A 25,298-nucleotide genomic window follows, 5' to 3' on the forward strand; every position below is an offset into this window, starting at 1 on the left:
CTGCCGACGTACGGTCAGGTCCCGGTCACCGTACGGGGCGCTCCGGCCCGGCCGTGGGCGCCACGCGCCGGGGCGCGGGTCATCGGCGCGCGGGGCTCCCCGTCCGGCGCAGATGGTCCTCGATCAGGGCGAGGGTGGCGTCGGGCTGTTCGAGCTGCGGAAGGTGCCCGGCCCGGGGTACGACCTCGATCCGGCCGTCGGCGAAGGCACCGGCGTACGCCGCGCCGTAGGCGGGGGTCACCACGCGGTCGCTCTCCCCCCACACCAGCAGGGCGGGCGTACGGACGCGTCCGAGCCTGCGCAGCAGCTTGGGGTCGTGCATGTAGGGGTCGCCGGCCAGGACGCGCATCGTGGCCAGGTCGGCCTGCCGCCGGGCCGCCTCTCCGGGCGGTGCGTCGGCCAGGGCGGCGAGGAAGGGCGTCGGGTCGTGCCAGGAGTGCTCGGCCAGGCCGCGGGGGTCGAGGGCGAGGACGTCGGTGACGGGTTCGTCCGGCACCCGGACGCCGACGGCGTCGAGGAGGACCAGGCCGCTGATCACCCCGGCCGTGTCCCGCACCGCCATCTCGGCGGCCGTCCAGCCGCCCAGCGAGGAGCCGACGACCAGGACGTCGTCCAGGCCGCGGTCGTGCAGGAGGTGGAGGTAGGCGAGGGCGAGGTCGTCGACCCCGGTCAGCCACGCGGGGCGGTGGGTGCCCTCCCAGCCGGGGTGGACCGGGGTGAGGGTGTGGGCGGTGCGGGAGAGGTGCGCGGCGATCCCGGCGACGGTGGCGCGGCCTCCGCCGCCGTGCAGGATCAGCACCGGTCGGCCGGTGCCGGACGCGGAGAGGGTGAGGGGCAGGTCGGCGTAGACGTGCGCCGTGTGGTCCGTGAACATGCCCGACACTGTAACTAAGCATCTTTATATAAGCTAGCTTAGTCATGCTCTAGACTTCCCCCATGGACGCCGACCTGCAAACACTCGGCCGGGCCGTCAAGCTCGCCCAGTACCGCCAGCACCGGGCGCTCGACAGCGCCCTGTCCGCGGTGGGGACGACGCTCGCCCAATGGGACGCGCTGCGGGCGGTCGGCCGTACGCCGGGCGCCTCGGCGCGTGAGCTGGCCGCCGCCACCTTCCAGAGCGAGCAGGCCTTCGGCACGCTCGTGGGCCGGCTCGCCGCGCAGGGGCTGGTCGAGCGCACACCGGGCCGGGGCAGGCGGATCGAGCACCACCTCACCCCGGCGGGCGAACGCGTCCTGGCCTCCGGCCACCAGGTCGCCGACGAGGTGCTGGCCTCGTGCTTCGCCACGCTGTCCGACGACGACCGGGAGCGGTTGCTCGTGCTGCTGCGGCGCCTGACGTCGGAGGACGGCGCCTGACGGAGGGCGGGCGGCCCGCCCGCGAGCGGCCCGCGCGGCCGTGTCCGCGGCGAGAGGTGACGTTACGCCTCAACGGGCGGGCGTCGCCGCCGCCTTGCGCCCCACGCCCGCGTACACCCAGTACTGGGAGGGGTTCTCCGGGATCTCGTCCGCGTCGCCGGGCCGCCACAGCGGCACATGGACCAGGCCGGGGTCCACCAGGTCGAACCCGTCGAACAGCGACAGGATCGCGTCGTGCGAGCGGGCCGTGACCGGTGACGTCGCCCGGTCGCGGTACAACTGCCCGACGGCCGCCGCGGTGTCCGGGCGGTCCTCGTCGGTGGCATGGGTCAGGGCGAGCCAGCCGCCCTCGGGCAGCGCGTCCCGGAACGCGGCGACGATGGCGGCCGGGTCCTCCTGCGGGGTGACGAAGTGCAGGATCGTGATCATCAGGACGGCGACCGGCTGCCCGAAGTCGATGAGTTCGCGCACCCGGGGCGCGGCGAGTATCTCCTCCGGGCGCCGGATGTCACCGGCGACGATGGCCGCGCCCGGGTTGTCGGCGAGCAGCGCCTCGCTGTGCGCGACCGCCACCGGGTCGTTGTCCACGTACACCACCCGGGCGCCGGGTGCGGCGGCCTGGGCGACCTCGTGGACGTTGCCCTGGGTGGGGATGCCGGAACCGAGGTCGATGAACTGGCGTACGCCCGCCTCCGCCAGGAAGCGCACCGCCCGGCCGAGGAAGGCCCGGTTGGCGCGGGCCAGGGTGCGGACCTGGGGATCGATCGCCGTGAAGGCGGCCACCGCCTCCCGGTCTATGGCGAAGTTGTGCTCACCGCCCAGCATGGCGTCGTACATCCTGGCCACACTGGCCTTGCCCGGATCCACGCCCTGCGGCAGACCGTCCCCCTGGAGCATGACCAACTCCCCTACTGATCGGTGACCTTGACCCGGCATCATATAGTTGCGCACGGCACACGCCACCGCTCCGCCGCACACCCGACCACCTGGAAGCCCCGGACCCACCCCACAGCCGGACGGCTTCCCGCGCTCCGGACACACCGCCGCGCACCCCACCACCCGCCCTACCGGACCACCCGCCCCACGCCGACACCGGCCCCACCCGGAAGGCAACGACCCTGCGGAACACAGAACGCACCGAACCCCGCGTCCGCCGTGAGCCGGAAGGCGCCCACCCCGCGCCTGCCGTCCGCCGCCGGTACTTCTCCCCGGCGGCCGACGCCATCGGGTCGCAACTCGACCTGGAGCTGACCGGCCGCCATGTCGTGCACGCGCTGGCGCCCGGTTTCTGCGACGCGGCCTCGGTCTACCTGCTCCAGCGCTGGCTGGTGGAGGAGGAGGCGCGCATGGCCGCCGATCCGCCGCAGATCGAGGCACGCCGCCTCGCCCTGCGGATAGGAGCGGACGCGGCCGAGGACTGGGAGCATCTGCTGCCGGTCGGCGAGGTACTGGTCTTCCCGCGCGAGACGCCGTACGCGCGAGCCGTCGCCAGCGGGCAGACGCAGCTGCTGGACGGCGTCGACGACCACACCGCCGAACGGCTGCTCAAGACCGGCCCGGACCACATGGGTGTGGACGCGCTGGTGCGCAGCGCGTCGTTCCTCATCGTCCCGCTGCGCCTGCGCGGCACGGCGGTCGGCTTCATCGCCTGCACCCGCGGCCCCGACCGTGAGCCGTTCGCGCGGGTGGAGGCCGTGGCCGTGGAGTCGCTGGGCTCCCGGGCCGGAGTCGCGCTGGACAACGCCCGGCGCTACGAGCGGGAGCGCCGCACCGCGCTGGCGATCCGGCGCAGCCTGCTCCCGGACACCGGTCAGAGTTTCGAGGGCTGCCGGGTCGCCCACGGCTACCGGCCCGCCGGGCAGGACACCGTCATCGGCGGGGACTGGTACGACGTGCTGCCCCGGGCCGGGCGCCGCCTCGGGATGATCGTGGGCGACGCGATGGGGCACGGCCCGGAGTCCGCCGTCGCCATGATCCAGCTGCGGACCGCGGTGCGGACCCTGGCGGCGCTCGACATCGGCCCCAGCGAACTGCTGCACCGGCTGGACGCCGTCGCCGGTGACACGCCCGGCGCACCCTTCGCCACCTGCATGTACGCGGAGTGGGACGCGGATCTGAACCTGTGCACCTTCGTCGGGGCCGGTCATCCGCCGCCCCTGATCCGCGGGCCGGGCGGTCCGGCCCGCCGCGTCTCCCTCGTCACCCCGGGGCTGCCGCTGGGGCTGGGCACGGGCCGCTACGAGCCGACCGTGCTGCCGCTGTCGGAGCCCTCCCTCGTGCTGCTCTACAGCGACGGCCTGGTCGAGTCCCGCACCCAGGACATCGACCAGGGCATCACCCGGCTCGCCCGGGACCTCGACGCCGGTACCGAGGAGGCGCCGGAGCCCGACGGCCCGGACGCCCTGCCGTCGCTGTGCCGCCGGCTGCTCGCCGGTTCCGGCGCCGACGACGTCTCCGACGACCGGACACTGCTGCTGGCCGAGCTGACGCCGGGCAGGCACTGAACCGGGCGGGCGCACTGGTCACGGGGTTGTTATGACGGCTGTCATGGTCCATGCTGCTGCCCATGGCGGCCGTACGACGGCGTGCGTGCGGGCGGGGCGGGTCTCGGGGAGGAGCCACATGAGCGCGGTACTGGCACGGACGCTGTGGGAGCGGTACGAGCCCGTCCACAGTCTGGTCTACTTCACGCCCGAGGCGCGGCAGGCCGCCGCCGAGGCCGGTCTGCGCGGCTTCTGGATGGGCTACTTCGCGCTGCGCGCCGCCCCGCTGGGCCCGGTCGGCGCCCCGGTCGTCACCAGCTCGTTCTACGTCTTCCCGCCGCACCACGTGCGCCGGTCCCTGCCGGACGCGTGGGAGCTGGCCACCCCGGCGGACGCGCTCGCGGCCCGGCAGCACGCCATGGACGAGGCCCTGACCCGCCTGTTCGGGCGGGACGCGGTCACCGGTGCCGCCCTGACCGAGGCGGCCGACCTGGCGTGGGCGGCGGCCGAGGCGGCGGACACCGCCGGACGGGTCCTCTCCGCGGCCAACCAGGCGCTGGACCGGCCCGCGCAGCCGCACCTGCGGCTCTGGCAGGCCCTGACGACGCTGCGCGAGCACCGCGGGGACGGGCATGTCGCCGTCCTGGTGTCCCTAGGTCTCGGCCCGGTCGCGGCGATGGTGCTGAAGACGGCGGCGGGCGAGTCCGACGCGGGGCTGCTGCGGGAGATCCGCCCATGGGAGCCGCGGGCGTGGCAGGCGGCCGAGGCCGCCCTGCGGGTGCGCGGCTGGCTCGACGGGGACGGCGCCCTGACCGCAGCCGGGGTCGCCGGGCGCGCCGACATCGAGGCGCGGACGGACGCGGCGGCGGCGCAGCCGTGGGCCGCCGTGGGGGCGGACGCCGGGGCGCGGCTGGCCGCACTCCTCGAACCCCTGGCCGAGGCGGTGCTGCGCGCCGGTCTGATCCCGGCCGGCAATCCCGCGGGTCTCACCGGCACGCTCTGGGAGTCGGCGCGGGCCGCCACCGCGGCGGCCGCTGGCACCGGCGCCACCGGCATCACCAGCGGCACCAGCCGCTGAGACATCCGGGACACCGGAGACGGCCGGACGGTCCGAGCCGGTCGGACACGGTGTATCAGGCGACGCGGGAGACGGGCGGACGCGGGAGACGGTCGGACACGGTGGCGCGGGCGGGCGCGGGAGACCGTCAGGCGCGGTGGCGCGGGCGGGCCGCGAGGACGGCGACGTCGTCGTCGGCCCGGTCCGCCGCCAGCCCGGCGAGGATCTCGTCCAGCAGCCGGGACACGCCCTGCCCCGGCCGGACGCGCAGGGCCGCGAGCCGGGCGAGCGAGACGTCGATGTCCTCGCCGCGCCGCTCGACGAGGCCGTCGGTGAACAGGACCAGCGTGTCGTCGGGCAGCAGCGGCCGCCCGACCGGCTCGTACGCGCCCAGTCCGGTGCCGAGCGGAGGGCCGACCGGCACCGGGACGGGCCCGGCGGTGCCGTCGCCGTGGAAGACGACCGGTGGCGGATGGCCCGCTCCCGCGTAGGTGGCGGTGCCCCGGGCCGGGTCGAGCAGCGCCAGCAGACAGGTCGCCGGGCGGCGGCCCCGCTCCTCGGCCATCGTGGCGTCCACCTGGCGCAGGATGCGGTGGGGCGGCAGGTCGGCGGCGGCGACGTAGCGCAGCATCGAGCGGTAGGCGTTCATGTCGACCGCCGCGTCCAGCCCATGGCCCATCACGTCGCCGATGACCAGCAGCGTCCGGCCGAAGTGCAGGCGTACCGTCTCGCACCAGTCGCCGCCCACCAGCGTGCCCCGGCCGGCGGGCAGATAGCGGGTGGCCAGTTCGATGTTGGGGTGCGGGCGGCCCGGGTCGGCCACCAGCACCTGCTGGAGCCGGCGGACCTGCTCGCCCATCTCCTGGTGCTCCTCCGCGTGCCGCAGATGGGCCGCCGCCACGCGTGCCGTGTAGTGCACCGCCGCCGTCTCGTCGTCGTCGAAGAGCCGCCCGGTCCGCAGGGCGAGGACGACGCCGTAGACCCGGCCCCAGGCGAGCAGCGGCACCGACAGGGCGGCCAGGCTCACCCCGCCGGCCGCGGTGAAGGACGCGGTGATCGGATGGCCCGCGTCCAGCGCCTGGACGACGACGTCGAGGCGCGGGACCCGTTCGAGGCCTGCGAGGAGGGCACGGCGCCCGGCCACGGCCGCGTGGTGCAGGGCGCCGGGCCGCCCGGCCGCCCCGCGGCCGGTGTCCCGCGGGTGGTCGAAGAGGTCCACGGCGGCGGCCTCGCAGAACTCCTCGGCGAGGAACCCGGCCAGTTCGGCTGCGGTCCTGCGGACGTCCAGGGTGGTGCCGATCGCGCCGACGGCGCGTTCGGCCCGCGCGAAGCTGTCCGCCCGCGCGGCGCGGCCCGCGTCCGCCGCACCGGGTCCGGGTCCCTGCTCGCCCTGCACCGGCCGCCCCTTTCCCACGGTCCGGGGATCCGGACGGGCGCGCCGCGGACCGCCGGATCCTTCCACCGGTTCCATCCCAGCACCGACCGGGGCCGCGGGCGGGCAGCGACCCGCGGTGCGGCGCACGGAACGCGCCGTGGCTCCGCGCGGGTGGCGGCCCGTCTCAGCCGGTCCCGCCGCGCCCGGACAGGGCGTCCCTGAGCCGGTCGATCATGCCCGCGCCGGGCGCCAGGAGCTTGTTGCCGGGCGGCGTGTCCGGGGCGGAGGGATGCGGCCGGGTCGGCGCGGTCCGTTTCGCCGTGCGCACCTTGTCGCCGAGTTCCTCCAGCTCCCCGGCGTCGGCCGCCGCGCGCAGCCGGGGGAAGAGGTTCTGCTCCTCGTCCGTGACGTGTTCGCGGGTCTCGCGCATCAGGCGTCCCATGAGCCGGCCGAAGCGGATCTCGTCGGCCGGGCAGTCCTCCAGGTCCTTCATGGTGCGCTCCGCCCGCGCGTGGTCGTCGGTCTCCCGGTCGGCGATCGCGTCGCCGTCCGGCAGCAGCCGCCGTACGGCCGGGTAGAGGTACATCTCCTCGGCCACGGAGTGCCGGACCAGTTCGATGGTGGCCTGGTCCGCCAAGTTCTTGCGCCGCCGGTCCCCGGTGGGGAGGGCCTCGATCTGCGCGAAGATCTCCTCCACCGCGCGGTGGTCGATGGTCAGTTCCCGGATGACGTCTCCGCCGTGTCCCATGGCCGGGCTCCTCGCCGCTCGAAGGTGATGTGTACCGCTGGACCGCCCGGCGGGTTCCCGGACGGGTCCCGGTGACACCGTCGTGCGCCGCCCCGGCGGGCGTACGCCGCTGATGACCAAGCCGCTGCGCGGGCGGGTGCCGGGCGAATCGTTCCGGCACGGAGCCGACCAGGCCGGGACGCGGCCCGCGCGCACGTTCGCCGCGACGGAGCACTCCCCGGGCCGGTCGAGGCCACCCTGTTCGGCCACGGCGCGGTCCGGCCACGGCGGTCCACGCCCCGGACGGGGAACAGCACCGTAAGCGGTGGCGGGGCGGGCGGCGTGCCCCGGGAGGGACCGGCCGCCCGCCGCCGTCAGCGGACCGGCCTGAGGTCCGTGATCTTGCGGGTCCTGAGGTCGGACCGTACGTCGATCTTCGTCACCTGGGCGTTCCTGCCGTCGCTCCAGGTGAGGTAGACCCTGCTGGTGGCGTGGCCGCCGCCCGATCCGGCGTAGACGACCTTCCACTTCACCGGCACGTTCTGTGCGAAGAGGATGCCGTCGGCGTGCTCCCTGGCCTCGTACGCGGCGACGGCCCTGCGGGCGCCCGCGGTCAGGTAGAACGCCTTCAGCGCCTTGGCGTCGGCGCCCGCGGCGGGATCGGAGCCGTCCCAGGCCGTGTCGATGTAGGCGCCGTAGAAGTCGGCGACCCGCTGGGTGACGCTGCGCGGGTCGCCCTGGGCGGCAGCGGCGGGCGCGACGGAGGCGGAGACGGTTCGGGCGGCGGTCGCGGGCGCGGCCACCGTGCGCGCCGTACGGGCCGGGGAGGTCCCGGGGCCCGCGGCCGCCGGGGTCATCGCGGTCAGGGAGCCGGCCGCGGCGAGCGCGGCGGCGGCGATCAGGATTCGTCGGGTGCGGACACGCATGGGCATGTGAGGGTTCCCCCAATGCATGGGGCCGGGTCGGTTCCCGGCTCGTCGGTCGTCGGACAAGACCCGCGCGGACCGCTCTCCGGTTCCGTAATGTCCCGGAAAACTGTCACAGTTCCGAAAGACGAAGAAGGTTGCCCGGTGTTCCGGCCAGATCCGGTCCGGTCCCTCCGGCTCGAATGCATCCGGCGGGTCCGGGAACCCGGCGGAGGCCGTACACCCCTCACGTCTGGAGAGGACCATGAGTCTGCTGCGCGTGGCCGGTCGTCCCCTGCTCGCCTCCATGTTCGTCGTCGGCGGCCTGAACTCCGTCCGCAACCCCGAGGCCGTCACCCCGCTGGCCGAACCGGTCGTCCGTCCGATCACCGAACGCGTGGCCCTCCTGCCCGACCGGACCGAACAGGTCGTACGGCTGAGCGGGGGCGTGCAGGTCGCCGCCGGTGTGCTGCTCGGTCTCGGGCGGCTCCCCCGGCTCTCCGCCCTGGCGCTGGCGGCCACACTGGTGCCGACCACGCTGGCCGGGCACCGCTTCTGGGAGGCGAAGGACCCCGGCGAGCGGGCCCAGCAGCGCATCCACTTCCTGAAGAACCTCTCCATGCTCGGCGGGCTGCTCATCGCCGCCGACGACACCGGTGCCGCGCCGTCGTGGCTGTGGCGCGGCCGGCACACGGCCCATGAGCTGCGGCGCGACGCCGCCCTGGTGCGGCACTCGGTCCGGGCGACGGCGCGACCGGCCGCCGCGGTCGGCGGTCTGCGGGCCAAGCTGCCGGGCTGAGCCCCGGCGGCGGACGGAAGACTCCGCGGGCCCCCAGCCGGTGTACGGCTGGGGGCCCGCGGAGTCTGTGTGCCGACGGCGTCAGGGCGCGTCAGGGCTTGAGGGCGTCCTTGCCCTTCTCCTTGGCCTGGCGTGCGTCGCCCTTGGTCTTCTCGGCGCGGCCCTCGGCGGTCATCCGCTCGTTGCCCACGGTGCGCCCGACCGTCTCCTTGGCCTTGCCCTTCATCTGTTCCTTCTTGGCTTTGGCCTTCTGGTCTCCAGCCACGGTCGCTCACTCCCAGCCATGATCGAGGTCGGTGTCACCGCACCGGGTGTCCTGTGCGGTGCGCGGCAAACCTGGCCGTGGGCCGGGCGCGCCGCCGGGGGAACCCCCGCCGCGCGTTCCGCACCTGTCCGTACGGCCGTCGGAGTGAACGGACCCGTCCGGACCCGGCGAGGGGGTGCGCGCGGGCCCGCCGGACGCCGGGGCCGGGGGCCGCCGGTGGTCGCGGCGCCAGTCGAGGACGGCCACCGCCAGGGACGCCAGCATCGCCACGAGCGCGGAGCCGACCGCGAGCGCCACGGCGGCGCGGTAGTCCTGCCCGGTCGCGGCGAGCACCGCGTAGAAGAGGCCCGGCAGCGCGGCCGTGCCCACGGCGCCGCCCAGCCGCTGGCCGGTCTGGAGGGCGCCGCCCGCCGCCCCGGCCATCCGCACGGGTACGTCGCGGAGTGTCATCGTCACGTTCGGTGAGATGACGCAGCCGCTGCCGAGGCCGCCGACGAGCAGGGCGGGCGCCGCGAGCCAGGTGAGCATGGCGGGCGGGGCGGAGTGCAGGATCAGCGCGGTGGCGCCGAGACCGAGCACCACCGCGACCAGCCCGCAGACCGTGAGCAGCCGTCCCAGCCGCTCCACCAGGCGCCCGGAGACGACCGCGGCGGCGGCCGAGCCGATGGCGAACGGCGTCACCGCGAGCCCGGAGCGCAGCGGCTCGTAGCCCAGGCCGTTCTGGAAGAAGAGCGCGAACACCAGCCATACGCCGCTGAAGCCCACGAAGTACAGCGCGCCGAGCGCGGTGCCCAGGCCGTAGCCGCGGGTGCCGGTGAGCAGCCGCGGGTCCAGCAGGGGCTGCCCGTCGCGGGCCGCCACCCGCCCCTCCCACCGGGCGAAGCAGACCAGCAGCAGCGCGCCGAGCGGGAAGAGCCACCACAGCCGGTGCAGGCCGCCGCTCTCGGCGAAGACCAGGGGCAGCATCAGGGCCAGGACGCCGGTGCCGAGCAGGGTCACGCCGGGCAGGTCGAGCCGTTCCCGGCGGCCGGGCGCCACTCTGGGCAGCAGCCGCAGGCCGAGCAGCAGGGCGACGGCGCCGACGGGGACGTTGACGTAGAAGATCCAGCGCCAGCCCTGGGTGCCCTGGGCGAGGGCGAGGATCAGGCCGCCGGTGATCGGCCCGACCGCGCTGGAGACGCCCACGACGGCGCCGAAGAGACCGAAGGCGCGTCCGCGTTCGGCCCCGCGGAACATCTGCTGGATCAGCGCGGAGTTCTGCGGGGCCAGGCAGCCCGCGCAGGCGCCCTGGGCGAGGCGGGCCACGACGAGCCAGGTGATGCTGGGGGCGGCACCGGCACCGGCGCTGCACAGCACGAAGGCGGCCAGGGCGCACAGGAAGATACGGCGGCGGCCCATCGCGTCGCCGAGCCGTCCGGCGGGCACCAGGACCAGGGCGAACGCCAGGGCGTAGCCGGACACCACCCACTGCACGGAGGACGCCGAGGTGCCCAGGTCGCGCTGCATGGACGGCAGCGCGACGGCCACGATGGTGACGTCGAGCAGGCTCATGAAGCCGGTCGCCAGCGTGACCCACAGGGCCTTCCAGCGCCTGGGGTCGGGCGCGCCCGCCGGGTCGCCGCGGCGACCGCCGGACCGCACTTGCCTGTTCACCCACGCTCCTCCCGGTCGCGGCTCGCGGGCGCGCACCGGCCGTCGGGTCCCGCGCTCCGGGTCCCGCGCTCCGAAGGCGCGTTTTGGGGCCCGGTGCGGAACACCCTCACGGACACGATCGCCGCTCGGCGCGTCCGGGGCCACTTCAGCGCGTCGCGTCCGGCGGGCCCGGCCGGGCCGCGCGCACCGCACCCCGGGGGGTGAAATCGCTCCGGTGGAGAAATAATGGTGTGAGAGGTTCGAAGGCGGGTACACGCTGCCCAGGCCGCACTCGGTGACGGGGCGGTCACGACGGGCAGGAACAGCAGCTGAGAGGGAGGGCCGCGCGATGGCGGTGACCGCGGAGGCGAAGGCGATCCGAGCTCGGACGGAGCTGCCGGAGGTGCCCGACCCCTCACAGGTCGCGCCGACCGACGCACGCGCTCTGTCCCGGGTGTTCTTCGACCGGCTCGCGCACCTGGAGGAGGGCACGCACGAGTACCAGTACGCGCGCAACACGCTGATCGAGATGAACATGTCGCTGGTGCGGTACGCGGCGGGCCGCTTCCGCAGCCGGGGTCCCCAGGAGATGGAGGACATCGTCCAGGTCGGCATGATCGGCCTGATCAAGGCGATCGACCGGTTCGAGATCTCCCGCGAGGTGGAGTTCACCTCCTTCGCCGTGCCGTACATCGTCGGCGAGATCAAGCGTTTCTTCCGGGACACCACCTGGGCCGTGCATGTGCCGCGGCGGCTCCAGGAGGCCCGGGTGGAGCTGGCCAAGGCCACCGAGGAGCTGAGCAGCCGGCTCGGGCGCAAGCCCACCACCAAGGAGCTGGCGGAGCTGATGAACCTCCCCGAGCAGGAGGTCATCGACGCCCGGGTGGCGTCCAACGGCTACACGTCCGCGTCCCTGGACGCCGCCGTCAGCAGCAGTGAGGACGGCGAGAGCGTCCTGGCCGACTTCATCGGCGCCGAGGACATGAGCATGGAGCTGGTGGAGGACCTGCACAGCCTCGCGCCGCTGCTGGAGGAGCTGGACGAACGGGACCGGCAGATCATCCACATGCGGTTCGTCGAGGAGATGACGCAGGCGCAGATCGGCGAGCGGCTGGGGATCTCGCAGATGCATGTCTCGCGGCTGCTCAACCGGCTGCTGGGACGGCTGCGGCAGGGTCTGCTGAGCGTGCACTGAGCAGTCGGCGCGGTCGGCGCGCGCCGGCCGTGACAGCGTGAGCCGAGGACGGGCGCCGGCCCCGGGAGGAGATCCCGGGGCCGGCGCCCGTTCCCGTGCGTGCGGGTGATCAGCGGGTCACGGTGTGCCGCTCGTCGGGGACGCAGTGGGTCATGGTCAGGCCCTCCACGTCGCGCGGCGGGTTCTCGCCCAGCCGGGACAGCCGCTTGCGGTCCTCGTCGGTGAGGTCCTGTCCGGCCAGCGGCTTCAGCCCCGCCACGTCCTGGGGCGAGACGCCGATGCCCTCGCCGACCCTCAGGCCCAGCTCGTTCTCGACCAGCAGGAAGTGCCACACCATGCGCTCCTGCACCGGCCGGTCGCACCGGGAGAGCTGGCCCACCAGGTTCTTCACGAGGTCGTCGCGCTCCCACTGCTCCATCAGCAGATAGCGCTGGCCGGCCTGCTGGTAGTCGTTGGCGCGCGGGATGCGGGCGCGGGTCAGCCGGCCGCGGATCTCGGGCCCCTGCTCCTCGTGCGCGGGGTACACCGCCTCCTGGAGGCCGCCCGTGATGGACGGCTCGTAGTTGACGAGGGGGTTCGCTCCGCCGCCGTCGATGTGGTACGTCATCTGGCCGTCGCGCTGGTTGGTGTGGACCGGCGCGTGCTTGGGCTGGTTGACCGGGAGCTGGAGGTAGTTGGGGCCGACCCGGTAGCGCTGGGTGTCGCTGTAGGAGAAGGTGCGGCCGACCAGCATCTTGTCGTCGGAGAAGTCCAGGCCGTCGACGAGGACGCCGGTGCCGAAGGAGATCTGCTCGTTGTCCGCGAAGTAGTTCTCCGGCATCCGGTCGAGGACCATCCGGCCCACCGGCCGGGGCGGGAAGTCCTGCTCGGGCCAGGTCTTGGTGTCGTCCAGCGGGTCGAAGTCCAGCTCCGGGTGGTCGTTGTCGTCCATCATCTGCACGAGCAGTTCCCACTCGGGGTACTCGCCGCGCGCGACCGCCTCGTAGAGGTCCTTGGTCGCGTGGCCCAGGGACTGCGCCTGGACGTTGGCCGCGTCCTCCTCCGTCATGCTGCGCACGCCCTGCTTGGGCATCCAGTGGTACTTCACGAGCACGGTGCGGCCCTCGTCGTTGACCCACTTGTAGGTGTTGACGCCGAAGCCCTGCATGTGCCGGTAGTCGGCGGGGATGCCGCGCGGGCTGAACAGGTTGACCAGCATGTGCATCGACTCGGGCGTCTGCGACATGAAGTCGAAGATCCGCCGGGGCTGCTGCTCGAAGGTCACCGGGTCGGGCTTGAGGGCGTGGATGACGTCGGGGAACTTGATGGCGTCCCGGATGAAGAAGACGCCGAGGTTGTTGCCGACGAGGTCCCAGTTGCCGTCCTCGGTGTAGAACTTCACCGCGAAGCCGCGCGGGTCGCGGGCGGTCTCGGCGGAGTCGCGGCCGCCGATCACCGTGGAGAAGCGGACGGCGAGTTCGGTGCGCCTGCCGCGCTCCTGGAACAGCGCGGCCCGGGTGTGGCGGCCGATCGGCTCGTCGCCCCAGGCGCCGTACGCCTCGAAGTAGCCGTACGCCGTCACGCCCCGGGCGTGCACCACCCGCTCCGGGATGCGCTCCCGGTCGAAGTGGCTGATCTTCTCCAGGAACTGGTAGTTCTCCAGCGTCGCCGGGCCGCGGGCGCCGACGGTCCGCTGGTTCTGGTTGTCGTAGACGGGATGGCCCTGCCGGTTGGTGAGGACCTTCGGGTCGTCGCCCGGACTCTTGCTGGATACGTCCGTCATGCCCGTGGACTCCTTCGACGTCGTCGGCTCGGTCCCGCGTGGCGGCCGCTGGCCGCTGGGCGGACCGCCGTCCGGCACGACGCGGCGGTACGCACACGCACCACCGGGTGACCTTTTCACCCGTATCCACGCGGATATGTTCACCTTCGCACCGTTGCCCGCGCCCCACGGCCGGGGTTAGGCCGTCCGGCAGGGCCGGGTCCCGGACCGGTCCGGCTCAGCCGTCCACCCGGCCGTCCGCGGGGTCCGGGACCCGGCCGCCGGGCGAGGCCGGGACGGTGTCGCCGGCGAGGGTCTGCTGGGCGTGCGGGACGACGCGGATCAGCCTCAGGACGCCCCAGACGATGAGGCCGGCGCCCGCCAGTTCCGGCAGGAGCCAGACGCCCGTGCGGATGTGCTCGCCGAAGAGGGTGACGCCCAGCAGCAGGCTCACGGTGGCGTCCCCGATGGTCAGGGCGGGCTGGGAGGCGGCCAGGGAACCGGCCTGGAGGGCGTTCTCCAGGAGCAGCAGCGAGCAGACCCCGACGACGGCGAACCCGTAGGTCTGCCAGGTGGTGAGGAAGGCGGTGAAGCCGTCGGCGGCCAGGATGCCGCTGGCGGACTTCAGCAGGGCGGCGGTCAGCGCGTTGCCGATGGCGGCGGCGGCCGCCAGGGCGGCGGCGCGCAGCAGGGGCGAGCGGCCGGGGCGGGCCAGGGCGAACGCCCCGGCCATCGCCCCCAGGCAGCCGATCAGCGCGGGCACCCAGCGGACCATGGGCGCCTGGTCGTGGGATCCGGAGGGGGAGGCGGCGACCAGGACCAGGGCGAGCCCCGCGACGACTCCGGCGACGGCGGCCCAGCCCCGGGCGGGCAGGGCCCGGTGCATGAGGGAGCCCGCGATGAGCAGGGCGAACGGCAGTTCCATGATGAACAGCGGCTGCACCAGCGCCAGCGGTCCGTTGACCAGCGCGAGCGCCTGGAACGCGGCGGAGGCGACGACCCCGCAGATGCCCGCGAGCCACACGGGGTGCCGGGCCAGGGCGAGCAGCAGCCGCAGTCCGCCGCCGGTGGGCACGGCGGAGGCGGCCTTCCGCTGGAAGGCGGTCCCCACGGCGTTGCTCGCGGCGCCCATGACGGCGAAGAACACGGCCAGCCCGATCACAGGTCCACCATGCCCGACGCACGGCGTTCCGTCCTGCCGCGGCGACGGGGCCGGACGGGACGACGCCGCACCGGACGACGGGACGGACGCGACGCCGGACCGGACGGCAGGGACGGGGGCGCGACGCCGGACGGGACGGCAGGGTACGTTCGGGAGGCCGGTCCGCGATCATCATGAGGTCTTTGGCTTGTCATAAGTTCGACTTATGACCTCATAGATCGGACCCGCGTACCCACTTAGGCTTGCCTTAGTTTAGGGTTGCCGTCGAGTCGTCGTTTCACCGCTCGAAGGGAACCTGATCATGCCGCGCCCCCTGCGGGTAGCCATCGTCGGAGCCGGCCCCGCCGGCATCTACGCCGCCGACGCTCTTCTCAAGTCCGGCGTGGCCACCGACCCGGGTGTGTCCATCGACCTCTTCGAGCGGATGCCGGCGCCGTTCGGCCTGATCCGCTACGGCGTCGCCCCCGACCACCCCCGGATCAAGGGCATCGTCACGGCCTTGCACCAGGTGCTGGACAAGCCCCAGATCCGCCTGTTCGGCAACGTCGACTACCCGGGCGACATCAGCCTGGACGACCTGCGCGCCTTCTACGACGCCGTGATCTTCTCCACCGGCGCCACCGCCGACCGGGCGCTGTCCGTGCCCGGCGCCGACCTGGACGGCTCCTACGGCGCCGCCGACTTCGTCTCCTGGTACGACGGGCACCCGGACGTGCCGCGCACCTGGCCGCTCCAGGCCGAGAAGGTCGCCGTCCTCGGCGTCGGCAACGTCGCCCTGGACGTGGCCCGCATCCTCGCCAAGACCGCCGACGAGCTGCTGCCCACCGAGATCCCGCCGAACGTCCACGAGGGCCTGAAGGCCAACAAGGCGCTGGAGATCCACGTGTTCGGCCGCCGCGGTCCCGCGCAGGCGAAGTTCAGCCCGATGGAGCTGCGGGAGCTGGACCACTCCCCCAACATCGAGGTCATCGTGGACCCCGAGGACATCGACTACGACGAGGGCTCCATCGCCACCCGGCGCGGCAACAAGCAGGCCGACATGGTCGCCAAGACGCTGGAGAACTGGGCGATCCGCGACGTCGGCGACCGCCCGCACAAGCTGTTCCTGCACTTCTTCGAGTCCCCGGCGGAGATCCTCGGCGCGGACGGCCGGGTCACCGGGCTGCGCACCGAGCGCACCGAGCTGGACGGCACCGGCAACGTCAAGGGCACCGGCGCCTTCAAGGACTGGGACGTCACGGCCGTCTACCGCGCCGTGGGCTACCTCTCCGACCGGCTGCCGAAGCTGCCCTGGGACGAGGACTCGGGCACCGTCCCGGACGAGGCCGGGCGGATCATCGGCGAGACCGGCGAGCATGTGCAGTCGGCGTACGTGACGGGCTGGATCCGGCGCGGGCCGGTGGGCCTGATCGGCCACACCAAGGGCGACGCCAACGAGACGGTCGCCAGCCTGCTGGACGACTTCGCCTCCGGCCGGCTGCACACCCCGGCCGCCCCGGACCCGGAGGCCGTCGACGCCTTCCTGGCCGAGCACGGTGTCCGGTTCACGACCTGGGACGGCTGGTACCGCCTCGACGCCGCGGAGAAGGCGCTCGGCGAGCCGCAGGGCCGCGAGCGCGTGAAGATCGTCGAGCGCGAGGACATGCTCAGGGCGAGCGGCGCGTAGCACCGGCACCGCCGCGCCCCCGGCCACGTACACGGACGAGCCGTGCCCCCTCGAAGGCGGCACGGCTCGTCCGTCGGTGGTGCGCCGGTGCGCCGGGGCGCACCACGCCGCCCGAAGGCGCCGTTACTTGTTCGCGCACGCGTTCCCGGTGGCGGGGTTGAGCAGCCCGATCACGTCGATCGAGTTGCCGCACAGGTTCAGGCCGAGGTCGATGGGGACCTGGATGACATTGCCGGAGAGCACTCCGGGGCTGCCCACCGCGACGCCCTCCGCACCGGCATCGGCGGCGGCGGTTCCCGCGCACGTCATCAGGGCCGCACCCGCCAGGACCGCGGCGGCCGTCATTCGGATCCTCATGGAGAACTCCTGTCGTTGGAAGGGGTACGTGCCTCCACACTGAGGGCGTCCGCCGCTCCGGGGTGGGAGGCGGCGGCCGAACGGAGTAGCCACGTCAGCCTCCCCGGGGGCCGGGCTGGGCCGAACGGGGCGCGGCAGCCGACGGGACGGGTGCGCGGCGGCGGGCGGGACGGGTGCGCGGCCGCGGCGGGGCCGGGCCCGCGTCAACGCCGTACCACCGCGCACCGCGGGTCCCGGGAGCGCCGCCGACGCATCCGGGCCCGGCCGGAGTGCGACGGCGCACCACCGCGCTGACCTCCGCCGGAGTCCGTCGCGGCGGGCCGCGGGCGCCCACGGGCACCCTCCGCGCGGGCCCGGCCACCGGCCCCGCCGAACCGATCATGATCCGCTGCGGTGATACTGGGAGACGACCGCCGTCCCCGCCCGCAGATTGGCCCATGTCGAACTCTCCCGATCCCCGTCCAGCGGCCCCGCCCACCGTGTGGTGCGCCCGAGGCCGCCACTGTGGCCCCGCCCCGGCGGACGCCGTACGGCGTCACCTGGAGAAGCTGGAGGCCGACTCCGTCCTGCACAGCCACACCGAGCCGGACGACGTCGACCTCTCCCGTGAGCACGTCTTCGAGGCGCGCTGGCTGGCCCCGGGCGAGGTGACCGTGCGCGCCCGGCTCTCGCTCGCGCCGCCACGCGGCGCCGCCGACGAACAGCAGTGGACGCTGATCGCCGAGGCGGAGCAGCCCTGGGACCCGCGCTGGCCCTCTCCCGCCTCCATGTTCTGGCCGGTCCGGCCGCCCGGGGCGGAGGAGCCCGGCACCGGCTGGGACCACGAGGCCGTCACCGGGCTGCGGCTCGGCGACGTCAACCAGCTGCCCGAGGACGACAAGGAGCTGCGGCGGGTGCTGCGGCACGCGGTGCGCGACACCTGGTGCGTCCATGTCGTCGTGCACGAGGCCATGACCCCCGACGAGCGCGGCCGCCCGGCGCTGGTGCGGCTGCTGCCCGAGGGCCTGCGGCACCGGGTCGTGGAGCACCGCGCCGCCCCGCAGCGCCTGCGCGCCGTGAACTGGGTGCTGGACGACTACGGGGCCCGGGTGCCCCGGGGCGGCGCCGTCGTCCTGCCCGGGAGCCCCGCGGCCCCCGGCTACGAGGCGGAGCGGTTCTCCGTGCGCAGCGTCTTCCTGGACGGCAACGAGCCGGCCGAGGTCCTGGACGCGGTACGGCGGTTCGACGCGCTGCCGAGGCCGCTGCCCGAGGGCGGCGACCAGGCGCTGACGGTGCTGCGCGAGCAGTGGCACCTGATGACGATGGAGGAGGAACTGGTCCGGGCGCGCGAGCTGGTGGCCATGTACGCCGAGGCCCTGGACGCGATGACGAAGTCCCGGGACCTGTACCGCGACGCGGCCGAGCGGGCCAACGAGGCGCTCGCCGTGTACCGCGAGGCCGCGGGCGCGGAGGGTGCCCCGCCGGTCCGCAGGCCGGGCGCCGGTCCGGCCGGGCTTTCGCCCTTCCAGCATCTGGCCCGCGGTCTGGAGCGGCTCAAGGGCGGTGCCCGCACCCGGCGCGCGGCTGCGCCGCCGGAGCCGGAGGCCGAGCCGTCGCAGGCACCGCCGGGCCCCCCGCCGCCGCCCCCACCGCCGCCGCCCGCACCCCGGGACGGCGACGCCGCGAAGGGCCCGGCCGGGGACTGACACACCGCCCGGCCGGGTTCCCGGCGTGCCCGGACCTGTCAGGTCGCCGCGGTGACGTGTCAGGCGCCGCGGTGTGGATACGCGGTCTGCACCGCATCACGCGTCCGGAAGGTCATCCACGCCATGGGCAGCGACCAGCACACCGGGCACCGTTCCGGAACGACGTTCCGGGTCAACGGCGAGCCCCACACCCTCCTCCTGGACCACCGCCGCGTCCTGCTGGACGTGCTGCGGGAGGATCTCGGTCTCACCGGGGCGAAGAAGGGCTGCGACCACGGCCAGTGCGGAGCCTGCACGGTCCTCGTCGACGGGCGCCGGACGAACGGCTGCCTGCTGCTCGCCGTCACCCTGGAGGGGTGCGAGGTGACGACCGTCGAGGGCCTGGCGGACGACGACGAGGAGCTGCACCCGCTCCAGCAGGCGTTCCTTGACCGGGACGCCTTCCAGTGCGGCTACTGCACCCCGGGCCAGCTCTGCTCCGCCGTGGGCGTGCTGGCCGAGGCCGCGGCCGGCCATCCCTCGCTGGTCACCGGCCCCGCCGCCGCCCCCGGCCGTCCCGTCCCGCTGGATCCGCGCGAGATCCGGGAGCGGATGAGCGGCAACCTGTGCCGCTGCGGGGCCTATCCGCGCATCGTCGAGGCCGTGGAGGACGTCGTCCCGTGAAACCCTTCGGCTATCTGCGGGCGGGCAGTGTGGACGAGGCGGCGGACGCCTTCGCCGCGCACCCCGGGGCCCGCTATCTCGGTGGCGGCACCAATCTGGTCGACCTGATGAAGCTGGACGTGGAGCGCCCGGACTTCCTCGTCGACGTGACCCGGCTGCCGCTGGACACGATGCGGGAACTGCCCGACGGCTCGCTGCGGGTGGGCGCCACCGTGCGCAACAGCGACCTCGCGGCGCATCCCCTGGTCCGCGACCGCTGGCCGGTGCTGTCGCAGGCGCTGCTCGCGGGTGCCTCCGGGCAACTGCGCAACGCGGCCACCACCGGCGGCAACCTGATGCAGCGCACCCGCTGCCCGTATTTCCAGGACCGGTCCAAGCCGTGCGCCAAGCGGGAGCCCGGCAGCGGCTGCGGCGCCCTGGAGAGCGTGCACCGCGACCACGCCGTGCTCGGGTACTCCGACCGGTGCATCGCCACCAACCCCTCGGACATGGCGGTGGCGCTGTCCGCCCTGGACGCGCGCGTGGAGCTGTACGGGCAGGAGGGCGCCCGCAGCGTCCCGGCGGCCGAGTTCCACCGGCTGCCCGGCGAGCATCCGGAGCGGGACACCGAACTGCGCCCCGGCGAGCTGATCACCTCCGTGGTGCTCCCGGCGGCGGCCGCCCATCTGCCCTCGGCGTACCGCAAGGCCCGCGACCGGGCCTCCTACGCCTTCGCGCTGGCCTCGGTCGCGGTGGTGCTGCGGGTCGCGGACGGCGTCGTGGCGCACGCGGGGATCGCCTTCGGGGCGCTGGCCCACCGGCCCTGGCGGGCGCGGCGCGCCGAGGAGGCCCTGCTCGGCGGCCCGGTCACCGCGGAGGCGTTCGCGGCCGCCGTCGACCGGGAACTCGCCGCGGCCCGGCCGCTGCGGGACAACGCCTACAAGGTGCCGCTGGCCCGCAATCTCGCCGTGGACGTGCTGACCCGGCTCGCCGCGCCCGCCGCGGTCTGATCCCGGGCCGCACGGCGCCGCGCCCCGCTCCACCGCCCGCCCCTGCCACAGGAGGACCCCATGTCCGTCGCCGCGACCGTGCTGGGCGCTCCCGTCGAGCGCCGCGAAGGACGCCTGAAGGTCACCGGCGGCGCCCGCTACGCCGCCGAGTACCGGCTGCCGGGCCGGGTCCACGCCTGGCCGGTGCCCGCGGCGGTGGCCCGGGGCCGGGTGACGGCGGTCGACACCGCCGCCGCTCTGGCGCTGCCCGGCGTCCTGACGGTCCTCACCTGCGAGAACGCCCCGCGGATGGCCGAACCGGAGGACGCGGCGCTCGCCGTGCTCCAGGACCCGCGGGTGCCGCACCGCGGCTGGTTCGTCGCCCTGGCCGTGGCCGAGTCACCGGAGGCGGCGCGGGCCGCCGCCGAGGCGGTCGAGGTCACGTACGCGCAGGAGGAACACGACGTCACCCTGCGCGTGGACCATCCGGGCGCCTACGAGCCGGAGACCGCCAACGGCGGCTTCCCCGGCCGCCGCGAACACGGCCACCCGGAGAGCGCGTTCGCCGCCTCCGCCGTCCGGGTCGACGTCGGCTACCGCGTGCCGCCGCTGCACAACCACCCGATGGAACCGCACTCCAGCACGGCCCACTGGAGCCACGGCCGGCTGACCGTGTACGCCTCCAGCCAGGGCGGCACGGCGATGCGCGACACGCTCGCCCAGATGTTCGAGCTGCCCGAGGAGCGGATCACCGTGGTCTCCGAGCACGTCGGGGGCGGCTTCGGCTCCAAGGGCACCGCCCGCCCCGACACGGTGCTCGCCGTGCTGGCCGCCAAGGCGACCGGACGGCCGGTGACGGTGGCGCTGCCGCGCCGCTTCCTGCCCGCTGCGGTCGGCCACCGGGCACCCACCCTGCACCGGATCCGCCTGGGCGCCGACGTCGACGGCCGACTGACCTCCCTGACCCATGTGGCCACCACCTGGACCTCGCGGATCAAGGAGTTCGTGGAGCAGGCGGCGGTGCCCGGCCGGGTCATGTACGCCGTGCCGCAGAGCCTCACCACGCACCGGGTGGTGCCCCTCGACGTGCCCTCGCCCTCCTGGATGCGCGCGCCGGGCGAGGCGCCCGGCATGTACGCGCTGGAGTCCGCCCTGGACGAACTGGCCGGTGCGCTGGGCATGGACCCGGTGGAGCTGCGGGTGCGCAACGAACCCGACCGGGAGCCGGACAGCGGCAGGCCGTTCAGCAGCAGGCATCTCGTGGAGTGCCTGCGCGAGGGCGCCCGCCGCTTCGGTTGGGCCCACCGCGACCCGCGGCCCCGGTCCCGGGCGGAGGGGCCCCTGCTGATCGGCACGGGCGTGGCCTCGGCCACGTACCCGGTGTACGTGCAGCCGTCCGCCGCCCGAGCGCGGGCGCTGCCCGACGGCACCTTCGTGGTCGCGATCAACGCCACCGACATCGGGACCGGGGCCCGGACGGTGCTGGCCCAGGTGGCGGCGGACGCGCTGGGCGTGCCGCTGGAGCTGGTGCGCACGGAGGTCGGTGACAGCGATCTGCCGCCCGCCTCGCTGGCCGGCGGCTCCTCCGGGACCGCGTCCTGGGGCTGGGCCGTGCACGAGGCGTGCCGACGGCTCGCGGAGCGGCTCGCCGACCATGCCGGGCCACCGCCGGGGGCAGGGCTCAGCGCGCGGGCGGACACCGCAGGCCAGGCCGACGCGGGGAGCGCGTTCGCCCGGCACGCCTTCGGGGCGCACTTCGCCGAGGTCGCCGTCGACACGGTGACCGGCGAGGTGCGGGTGCGCCGGATGCTCGGCGTGTTCGCCGCCGGACGGATCCTGAACGCCCGTACCGCGCGCTCGCAGTTCGTCGGCGGCATGACCATGGGGCTCGGCATGGCGCTGACCGAGGGCAGCACCATGGATCCGGTCTTCGGGGACTTCGTGGAGTGCGACCTGGCGTCGTACCACGTGCCGGTGCACGCGGACGTGCCGGACGTGGAGGCGTACTGGGTGGAGGAGACCGACACCCGGCTCAACCCGATGGGGAGCAAGGGGATCGGTGAGATCGGCATCGTGGGCAGCGCGGCGGCCGTCGGCAACGCCGTCCACCACGCCACCGGGGTCCGCTTCCGCGAGCTGCCGCTGACGCCGGACAAGGTGCTGGGCGGGCTGGCCGGGTGACCGGCCCTCCGGTCCCGGCCCCCGGCCGCGTGCCGCACCGCTCGGCGGCGGTCCCCCTCCCCCGTCGCCGGGCGGTGCGGCGCGCGGTCCGGTGGTCAGCCCTCGGGCCGGGGCGCCGGGTGCCGTTCGGCGATCTGCACCATCAGCAGCAGGGAGAGGGCGGCCAGCGAGGCGAGCGCGGCGCACACGGCGGTGAGCCCGGCGCTCGACGGCGGCGCCACGGTGACGGCGAGGGCCCGGGAGAGCCCGGCCGGTGCGAACCGGCCCTCGGCGTAGCCGAGCGCGGCCAGCGCGGCGGGCAGCACCGATCCGGCGACCAGGACCGTCACCCCGGCCCGCAGGACCAGTGCGAGCGCCAGCGCGCCGCACAGCGCCGACGCCGCGAGGGCGGCGCCGTAGACGAGGCCGGACGCGCCGTCGGGGCGCAGCGGGAAGTGGGCGGCGCCGCACACCACGAGGGCCGCCGCCGCGACCCAGCCGGGCCAGAAGACGAGCCGTCCCGGTCCGCGCGCTCCGCCGTCCTGCCCGGCCCACTCGTCGTCCGCCGCCGCGGCCATGGGTCCTTCGGGGTCGCAGGACGTGCCGCCGGGACCGGCGCACCGCTCCGTGCCCGCCCCGGCGGCGATGGGTTCCTCCAGGAGGACGGCGGACGGGTCCTCGGCGGCGGTGTACGGCGGCGGGCCGCCGCTCCCGTCGTGGCGGGCGAGGCCGCCGAGGAGGTCCGCCAGTTCCCCGGCGGTCCGGGCGCCGACCGCCGCGCGGACGGCCACCCGGGCGCAGTGCGGCCGCTGCGGCGCGCGGTGCAGCAGCGCCAGCAGGCGGGTGACCTCGTCGAGGTCGCGGTGCTCGACGGCGGCCCGGATGGCGGCGTCGGCGCTCTCGGCCGGGCGCGGCGGCCGGGTCAGCTCGGCGACGAGGCGGGCGACGTCCTCCACCGGGCGGTCCAGGGCGGCGGCGCGCAGGACCCGGCCGGTGGTGTCGGCGTACCGCGGGGAACCCTCCAGGAGGGTGACGAGCCGGACGACCTCCTCCAGGGGCCGGTCGCCCACGGCGCAGCGCACCGGCCGATGGGCCGGTTCGCCGTCCGCGGCCCCGCCCTCACCGCCGTCGGCCGGGGTGCCGGGCGGTCCGGTCCGGTGGATCTCCTCGGTGAAGGCGATCACGGACTGGAGGGACGGGTTCGGCTGGGGTGGTGAAGAGCGGGTGGTCATCTGGGCTCCAGGGCAGGGGTGCGGGCCGCTCCTGCGCCCCCGAATCGCGGCACGCGACTTACCCTGGCCATTACAAGAGCGTGCTCTGCCGGTGCGCCACCCGGGAGGTCCGCGCGAGTGACCGTGGCGCGGAGCCGATGGGCGGGACACCGGGGACGTGCGGAGGAGGAAGGGGAGCGGGACGTGGACTTCTCCATGAAGGTGGTGATCCTGGTCACCGCGGTCCTCGCGGCCCTGGTGCTGGGCGGGGCGATCACGGTGTTCGTCCGGCTGGTGCGGGCCCGGCGGGCGCTGCGCCGCGCCGGGCTGCCGACCGGACCGCGCTGGGTCTTCTGGGGCGCCGTCCTCTATTTCGTCCTGCCGGTCGATCTGCTGCCCGATCCGGTGTATCTGGATGACATCGGTGTCCTGCTCCTCGCCCTGCGCACGCTGCACGGCGCCGCGGGCGCGGCGGGCCCCTGGCCGGTGGTTTCCGGCCGCCGGGGACTGCCGGACGCCCATGATTACGCTCCGTGAGGAAACCATTCACTCGTTCGATTCGTATAAGTCTCCGGAACCCGAAACAAAGTCAGCGGGCCAAGCGAGAACGCACGGATGACCACCGCTTGATCGCGGCTGCACCGACAGGGGAGAGACGATGCAACCGTTCGCGCTCAACTACGCACGTCCGGCCGTGGAGTGGGATGCCGGTACGCCCTACGTCTATGACGCGGGGCTCCAGCTGAACGTGCTCCCGGACGGCAGGATCGCCGCGTGCGACCAGGCACTGCTGAGGGAACTGGGCACCACCACCTCGACCGCGGGCTCCAAGACGCACTTCGACGACTGAACACGGTCGGCGACGATGACCGTACTGATCCTCACCGGCGAGGAGGACGTGACGGCGGACATGGTGGTGGTCCACCTGAACGCCTCCTCGGTCCCGGTGGTCCGGCTCGACCCGGCCGACCTGACCGCGGGCGCCACGCTGTCGGGCGAGTACGCGCACGGCTCGTTCGACGCCCAGTTGTCCTGCGGGGGGCGGCTGGTGAGCCTGAGCGGGCTGCGCGCCGTCTGGGTGCGCCGGCCCGGCGTTCCGGCGTCCCGGGCCGCCCAGCCCTCGTCCTGGCTCACGGAGGAGGCGGCACAGGCGCTGTACGGCATGCTGGGCGGCTCCGGCGCGCGCTGGATGAACCATCCCGACGCGGCCCGCCGTGCCCGGGTGAAGCCGTGGCAGCTGCGGCTCGCCCAGCGCTCCGGGCTGCCGGTGCCCGCGACGCTGATCACCACCGTCCCGCAGGCCGCCCGGGAGTTCGCCGCGCGCTTCCCGGACCTGGTGGTCAAGCCGGTCTCCGGCGCGCATCCGCAGGAGCCGCCGCGGGCGGTGCCCACCACCAGGGTCGCGCCGGACGCCGACTTCGACGCGGTCGCCTACGGCCCCACGCTGCTGCAACGGCGGGTCGACAAACGGGCCGACATCCGGCTGACCGCCGTGGGCGGCACCCTGCTGGCGGCCCGCAAGGAGATCCCGGCGGACGCGGACCCGGACGAGGTGGACGTCCGCTTCGCCTCCTCGCGGACGCCGTGGCGGGCGGCCGAGGTGCCGCCCGGCGTGGAGGCCGCGGTACGCGCCTATCTCCGGGCGGCCGAACTGGCGTACGGTGCCTTCGACTTCGCGGAGGACTCCGAGGGGACCTGGTGGTTCCTGGAGTGCAACCAGTCGGGGCAGTTCGGGTTCATCGAGGTGGAGACGGGCCAGCCGATCGCCCGCACCATCGCCGCGTGGCTGGCCCGGCCGGGGGCGCCCGTGGCCGGATCGTGACCTGCTTGCCCCTGGCACCCGGCGGCACGCAGTGCCACGAAGTGCCGCGGGCGCCCCCGCCCGTACGCC

24 protein-coding genes are annotated in these 25,298 nt (G+C 74.8%); 13 read left to right on the plus strand and 11 right to left on the minus strand.

Annotated elements, in window-relative coordinates; translation table 11 throughout:
* Window positions 1-79: 79 nt before the first annotated feature.
* Complete coding sequence (locus ACWDYF_RS26770) at window positions 80-874, minus strand: alpha/beta fold hydrolase (RefSeq protein ID WP_389472083.1); 795 nt, start codon at window positions 872-874, stop codon at window positions 80-82.
* Window positions 875-936: 62 nt separating this feature from the next.
* Here ACWDYF_RS26770 and ACWDYF_RS26775 point away from each other — a divergent pair, with 62 nt between their 5' ends.
* On the plus strand, window positions 937-1,356 hold the full coding sequence (locus ACWDYF_RS26775; RefSeq protein ID WP_381744691.1) for a MarR family winged helix-turn-helix transcriptional regulator: 420 nt from the start codon (window positions 937-939) through the stop codon (window positions 1,354-1,356).
* A 69-nt stretch (window positions 1,357-1,425) separates the two neighbouring features.
* Here ACWDYF_RS26775 and ACWDYF_RS26780 read toward each other — a convergent pair whose 3' ends face one another.
* Entirely contained in the window at window positions 1,426-2,253 is an 828-nt protein-coding gene (locus ACWDYF_RS26780) for an SAM-dependent methyltransferase (protein WP_381744690.1), read from the minus strand.
* A 368-nt stretch (window positions 2,254-2,621) separates the two neighbouring features.
* Between ACWDYF_RS26780 and ACWDYF_RS26785 the strand changes: the two genes are divergently transcribed.
* Both ACWDYF_RS26785 and ACWDYF_RS26790 read left to right on the plus strand, forming a co-directional pair.
* Entirely contained in the window at window positions 2,622-3,860 is a 1,239-nt protein-coding gene (locus ACWDYF_RS26785) for a PP2C family protein-serine/threonine phosphatase (protein ID WP_389472078.1), read from the plus strand.
* 118 nt (window positions 3,861-3,978) lie between these two features.
* Window positions 3,979-4,917, plus strand: coding sequence for an SCO6745 family protein (locus ACWDYF_RS26790; RefSeq protein ID WP_389472076.1), 939 nt, complete (start codon window positions 3,979-3,981; stop codon window positions 4,915-4,917).
* Between the two features lie 127 nt (window positions 4,918-5,044).
* On the opposite strand, the gene ACWDYF_RS26795 is transcribed toward ACWDYF_RS26790, so the two are convergent.
* From ACWDYF_RS26795 to ACWDYF_RS26805, 3 genes are all read right to left on the minus strand, one after another.
* The gene (locus ACWDYF_RS26795) at window positions 5,045-6,367 is read right to left on the minus strand and encodes a PP2C family protein-serine/threonine phosphatase (protein WP_389472073.1); all 1,323 of its coding nucleotides are present in this window, start codon (window positions 6,365-6,367) and stop codon (window positions 5,045-5,047) included.
* A gap of 88 nt (window positions 6,368-6,455) precedes the next feature.
* Entirely contained in the window at window positions 6,456-7,019 is a 564-nt protein-coding gene (locus ACWDYF_RS26800; protein ID WP_389472070.1) for a hemerythrin domain-containing protein, read from the minus strand.
* 353 nt (window positions 7,020-7,372) lie between these two features.
* On the minus strand, window positions 7,373-7,930 hold the full coding sequence (locus ACWDYF_RS26805) for a hypothetical protein (protein ID WP_389472067.1): 558 nt from the start codon (window positions 7,928-7,930) through the stop codon (window positions 7,373-7,375).
* Window positions 7,931-8,168: 238 nt separating this feature from the next.
* Here ACWDYF_RS26805 and ACWDYF_RS26810 point away from each other — a divergent pair, with 238 nt between their 5' ends.
* Window positions 8,169-8,702, plus strand: a complete 534-nt coding sequence (locus ACWDYF_RS26810; protein ID WP_381744685.1) for a DoxX family membrane protein — start codon at window positions 8,169-8,171, stop codon at window positions 8,700-8,702.
* A gap of 91 nt (window positions 8,703-8,793) precedes the next feature.
* Here ACWDYF_RS26810 and ACWDYF_RS26815 read toward each other — a convergent pair whose 3' ends face one another.
* Both ACWDYF_RS26815 and ACWDYF_RS26820 read right to left on the minus strand, forming a co-directional pair.
* Entirely contained in the window at window positions 8,794-8,967 is a 174-nt protein-coding gene (locus ACWDYF_RS26815; RefSeq protein WP_381744684.1) for a CsbD family protein, read from the minus strand.
* A gap of 6 nt (window positions 8,968-8,973) precedes the next feature.
* Complete coding sequence (locus ACWDYF_RS26820; protein WP_381744683.1) at window positions 8,974-10,620, minus strand: MFS transporter; 1,647 nt, start codon at window positions 10,618-10,620, stop codon at window positions 8,974-8,976.
* A 328-nt stretch (window positions 10,621-10,948) separates the two neighbouring features.
* Here ACWDYF_RS26820 and ACWDYF_RS26825 point away from each other — a divergent pair, with 328 nt between their 5' ends.
* Window positions 10,949-11,794, plus strand: a complete 846-nt coding sequence (locus ACWDYF_RS26825) for a SigB/SigF/SigG family RNA polymerase sigma factor (RefSeq protein WP_018566470.1) — start codon at window positions 10,949-10,951, stop codon at window positions 11,792-11,794.
* Window positions 11,795-11,903: 109 nt separating this feature from the next.
* Here ACWDYF_RS26825 and ACWDYF_RS26830 read toward each other — a convergent pair whose 3' ends face one another.
* The gene (locus ACWDYF_RS26830) at window positions 11,904-13,556 is read right to left on the minus strand and encodes a catalase (RefSeq protein ID WP_389472061.1); all 1,653 of its coding nucleotides are present in this window, start codon (window positions 13,554-13,556) and stop codon (window positions 11,904-11,906) included.
* A gap of 217 nt (window positions 13,557-13,773) precedes the next feature.
* Entirely contained in the window at window positions 13,774-14,697 is a 924-nt protein-coding gene (locus ACWDYF_RS26835; protein ID WP_389472059.1) for a DMT family transporter, read from the minus strand.
* A 301-nt stretch (window positions 14,698-14,998) separates the two neighbouring features.
* Here ACWDYF_RS26835 and ACWDYF_RS26840 point away from each other — a divergent pair, with 301 nt between their 5' ends.
* Entirely contained in the window at window positions 14,999-16,363 is a 1,365-nt protein-coding gene (locus ACWDYF_RS26840) for an FAD-dependent oxidoreductase (RefSeq protein WP_381744680.1), read from the plus strand.
* A gap of 123 nt (window positions 16,364-16,486) precedes the next feature.
* Here the strand turns inward: ACWDYF_RS26840 and ACWDYF_RS26845 are convergent, their stop codons facing one another.
* On the minus strand, window positions 16,487-16,720 hold the full coding sequence (locus ACWDYF_RS26845) for a chaplin (RefSeq protein ID WP_026252304.1): 234 nt from the start codon (window positions 16,718-16,720) through the stop codon (window positions 16,487-16,489).
* A gap of 437 nt (window positions 16,721-17,157) precedes the next feature.
* Here ACWDYF_RS26845 and ACWDYF_RS26850 point away from each other — a divergent pair, with 437 nt between their 5' ends.
* The 4 genes from ACWDYF_RS26850 to ACWDYF_RS26865 all read left to right on the plus strand — a co-directional run bounded on the left by ACWDYF_RS26850 (window position 17,158) and on the right by ACWDYF_RS26865 (window position 22,217).
* Entirely contained in the window at window positions 17,158-18,405 is a 1,248-nt protein-coding gene (locus ACWDYF_RS26850) for a hypothetical protein (protein ID WP_389472055.1), read from the plus strand.
* Between the two features lie 123 nt (window positions 18,406-18,528).
* Window positions 18,529-19,068 carry a (2Fe-2S)-binding protein gene (locus tag ACWDYF_RS26855; protein ID WP_381744678.1) on the plus strand — a complete coding sequence of 180 codons (540 nt, stop codon included), beginning with the start codon at window positions 18,529-18,531 and terminating at the stop codon, window positions 19,066-19,068.
* Window positions 19,065-20,057 (plus strand): FAD binding domain-containing protein, encoded by a 993-nt coding sequence (locus ACWDYF_RS26860; protein ID WP_389472051.1) that lies wholly within the window; start codon window positions 19,065-19,067, stop codon window positions 20,055-20,057. The genes ACWDYF_RS26855 and ACWDYF_RS26860 overlap by 4 nt, the downstream gene beginning before the upstream one ends.
* Window positions 20,058-20,117: 60 nt before the next feature.
* Window positions 20,118-22,217 carry a xanthine dehydrogenase family protein molybdopterin-binding subunit gene (locus tag ACWDYF_RS26865; protein ID WP_381744676.1) on the plus strand — a complete coding sequence of 700 codons (2,100 nt, stop codon included), beginning with the start codon at window positions 20,118-20,120 and terminating at the stop codon, window positions 22,215-22,217.
* A gap of 95 nt (window positions 22,218-22,312) precedes the next feature.
* Here the strand turns inward: ACWDYF_RS26865 and ACWDYF_RS26870 are convergent, their stop codons facing one another.
* Window positions 22,313-23,428: a hypothetical protein gene (locus ACWDYF_RS26870; protein WP_389472048.1), complete on the minus strand. Its 1,116-nt coding sequence runs from the start codon at window positions 23,426-23,428 to the stop codon at window positions 22,313-22,315.
* 195 nt (window positions 23,429-23,623) lie between these two features.
* Between ACWDYF_RS26870 and ACWDYF_RS26875 the strand changes: the two genes are divergently transcribed.
* From ACWDYF_RS26875 to tgmB, 3 genes are all read left to right on the plus strand, one after another.
* Entirely contained in the window at window positions 23,624-23,944 is a 321-nt protein-coding gene (locus ACWDYF_RS26875; RefSeq protein WP_389472191.1) for a DUF1232 domain-containing protein, read from the plus strand.
* Between the two features lie 121 nt (window positions 23,945-24,065).
* Window positions 24,066-24,257, plus strand: a complete 192-nt coding sequence (tgmA, locus tag ACWDYF_RS26880) for a putative ATP-grasp-modified RiPP (protein ID WP_018566459.1) — start codon at window positions 24,066-24,068, stop codon at window positions 24,255-24,257.
* A gap of 15 nt (window positions 24,258-24,272) precedes the next feature.
* Complete coding sequence (gene tgmB / locus ACWDYF_RS26885) at window positions 24,273-25,229, plus strand: ATP-grasp ribosomal peptide maturase (protein WP_018566458.1); 957 nt, start codon at window positions 24,273-24,275, stop codon at window positions 25,227-25,229.
* Window positions 25,230-25,298: the final 69 nt, after the last annotated feature.

It is taken from the genome of Streptomyces sp. NPDC003284 (assembly GCF_053589675.1).